This is a genomic window from Candidatus Nitrotoga sp. M5 (genome assembly GCF_927904885.1).
In the GTDB taxonomy this organism is placed as follows: Bacteria; Pseudomonadota; Gammaproteobacteria; order Burkholderiales; family Gallionellaceae; genus Nitrotoga.
In genome coordinates, this window is record NZ_CAKMNW010000016.1 from 1 (window position 1) to 2,479 (window position 2,479).

Consider the following 2,479-nt stretch of genomic DNA (forward strand, 5'->3'; position numbering starts at 1 on the left):
GTAAGCGTCCGGCAAACTCACCTTCCCAACTAATTTTAAGATAGTAGTCTTGGTGTCCACCTCATTTTAAGTGGACACCTACTATGGATATTCAAGGATTACTTCCCTCGCCAAACAAAGCACCGCGCCGTCAACATTCACTCCAGCTTAAGGAGCAAGTCGTGGCAGCGAGCTATGCGCCCAATACCTCTGTAGCAAGCGTAGCTCAGCAGTTTAATATTAATGCCAATCTCGTGCATAAATGGCGGCGCCAGTTTAAAGCCGCTGTGGGGGATAGTAGTGGTGACTTTATTAAAGTAGCACCGCGGATTCCCGCTAGGGCATCGAACACCTCAAGTCCGGATACCATGCTAAAAGTCGAACTAAGCAGCCCCCTTGGCCCCGTCACGATTCACTGGCCAATGTCCGGTCTTGCCGATTTAGCTTCTTGGCTGAAGTCCCAATCATGATTCGTATCGACGAGATTTGGTTGGCGCGTGAACCGCTGGATATGCGCGCTGGCCCAGATACCACCTTGGCGCGTGTCGTTCAAAGCTTCGGCGAGGCTCGCCCTCATTACGCCTACCTCTTTGCCAACAAGCGCGCTAATCGCATGAAGGTCTTAGTGCACGATGGCTTTGGCTTATGGTTAGCCGCTCGCCGATTGCACAAGGGTAAATTTAGTTGGTGCGCGCTACGCGAAGGGCAAGCCATTGCGTTGGACGAAGAACAATTACAGGCGTTGGTGGTTGGGTTGCCATGGCGGCAAGCGGGTGGCGGAGCCACCATCTCAGTGTTGTAATCACAGCTAAATCTGCGCCTTAATGCGCGGTGGAAAGCACAGTTGCTGCGCCTCGTCCATTTACCAAATCGTCATCGAATGCTGAGCTAAGTTCTGGCAAAGTAACATGATGAATCAGCCAGCCGACCTTCAGTCTTTATCTCCCGACCAGCTACGCACGCTGGTCATGCAGTTGCAGGAGACGGTGGTTGTCCAAACGCAAAAGATAGCTGAGCGCGACCAGTGCATTGCTCAGTGCGACGCCTCGCTCCATCAGTTACAAACCCATAAAGACAAACTGACCCACGAGTTGGCGCTATTGCGCCGCCACCGCTTTGGTAAACGCAGCGAGGGCTTGGATAAACAGCAGCTCGCTTTATTGGAGGCGCTGGTCGACGAAGACATCGCCGCGATTGAGGTTGAGCTGGAGAGAGTCTCGGTTACGCCAGAACAGCGTGAACGCAAAAAGCCCAAACGCCAAGCGCTACCCAAAGACCTGCCTCGCACCGAGATTCATCATGAACCCGAGAGTACAACCTGTTCTTGCGGCTGTGAATTCACTCGGATCGGTGAAGACGTTAGTGAGAAGCTCGACTACCTGCCCGGCACCTTTAGTGTAGAGCGTCATATCCGCGGTAAATGGTGCTGCCGTGATTGCGACAGTTTGGTACAAGCTCCTGTCGCCGCGCACATCATTGATAAAGGTATTCCGACCACCGGTTTATTGGCTCAAGTGCTCATTAGCAAATATGCCGATCATCTACCGCTATACCGTCAAGAACAACAGTTTGCCCGCAGTGGCGTTACGATTCCGCGCTCAACACTTGCAGATTGGGTGGGTCGTTGTGGCGTAGAGCTGCAGCCTTTAGTCAATGAACTTCGAGAACAGCTACTAGAGCAATCGGTATTACATGCTGATGAAACACCGGTTGCGATGTTGGCGCCGGGTAAGCAGCGTACTCATAAAGCTTATGTCTGGGCTTATGCGACAACACGCTACTCCGCGATACAGGGAGTGGTCTATGACTTTAGGCCCAGCCGCTCAGGCAAAGAATCGAGAGATTTCCTCGCAGATTGGCGAGGAAAGTTAGTTTGCGATGATTACAGCGGCTATAAAGCCGGCTTCACCAATGGCATGATCGAAATTGGCTGCATGGCCCATGCTCGGCGCAAATTCCACGACCTGCACGTGGCCAACAAAAGCCAGATTGCTGAGCAGGCGCTGGACTATATTAAGCAGCTCTATCTCATCGAGCGGGAACTCGTAGAGCTAAGCCCTGAGCAGCGAAGGCAACAACGACAAGAACAAGCCAAACCGATTATCGATCAGTTACAGCATTGGCTGATCGGAAAGCGGCAGCAGGTACCCGATGGCAGCGCGACAGCCAAAGCAATCCAATACAGCTTGAAACGCTGGGATGCGCTCACGCGCTACCTTGATGATGGCGCCGTGCCCATCGACAATAACTGGGTTGAGAATCAAATTAGGCCCTGGGCACTTGGCCGTTCGAATTGGCTGTTTGCGGGTTCACTGCGCAGTGGTCAGCGCGCGGCTAACGTAATGACCTTAATCCAGTCCGCGAAGATCAATGGCCTCAACCCGCAAGCCTACCTGAAAGACGTCATGGAAAGGTTACCGACGCAGCGGGCTTCAAAGATCAATGAGTTGCTGCCGCATAATTGGCAGCCGTAGGCAATGTGGGGTTACCGGACGCTTAC

The 2,479-nt window shown here is 52.9% G+C and carries 3 protein-coding genes; all 3 read left to right on the plus strand.

Features of this window, described 5'->3' with window-relative positions:
- The first annotated feature begins 83 nt into the window (after positions 1 to 83).
- The 3 genes from MJ770_RS05205 (at position 84) to tnpC (ending at position 2,453) form a co-directional block, all read left to right on the plus strand.
- Positions 84 to 449 (plus strand): transposase, encoded by a 366-nt coding sequence (locus MJ770_RS05205; RefSeq protein WP_239250547.1) that lies wholly within the window; start codon positions 84 to 86, stop codon positions 447 to 449.
- On the plus strand, positions 446 to 781 hold the full coding sequence (gene tnpB, locus MJ770_RS05210; RefSeq protein ID WP_239250548.1) for an IS66 family insertion sequence element accessory protein TnpB: 336 nt from the start codon (positions 446 to 448) through the stop codon (positions 779 to 781). The genes MJ770_RS05205 and tnpB overlap by 4 nt, the downstream gene beginning before the upstream one ends.
- 109 nt (positions 782 to 890) lie before the next feature.
- On the plus strand, positions 891 to 2,453 hold the full coding sequence (tnpC, locus tag MJ770_RS05215) for an IS66 family transposase (protein ID WP_239250549.1): 1,563 nt from the start codon (positions 891 to 893) through the stop codon (positions 2,451 to 2,453).
- Positions 2,454 to 2,479: the final 26 nt, after the last annotated feature.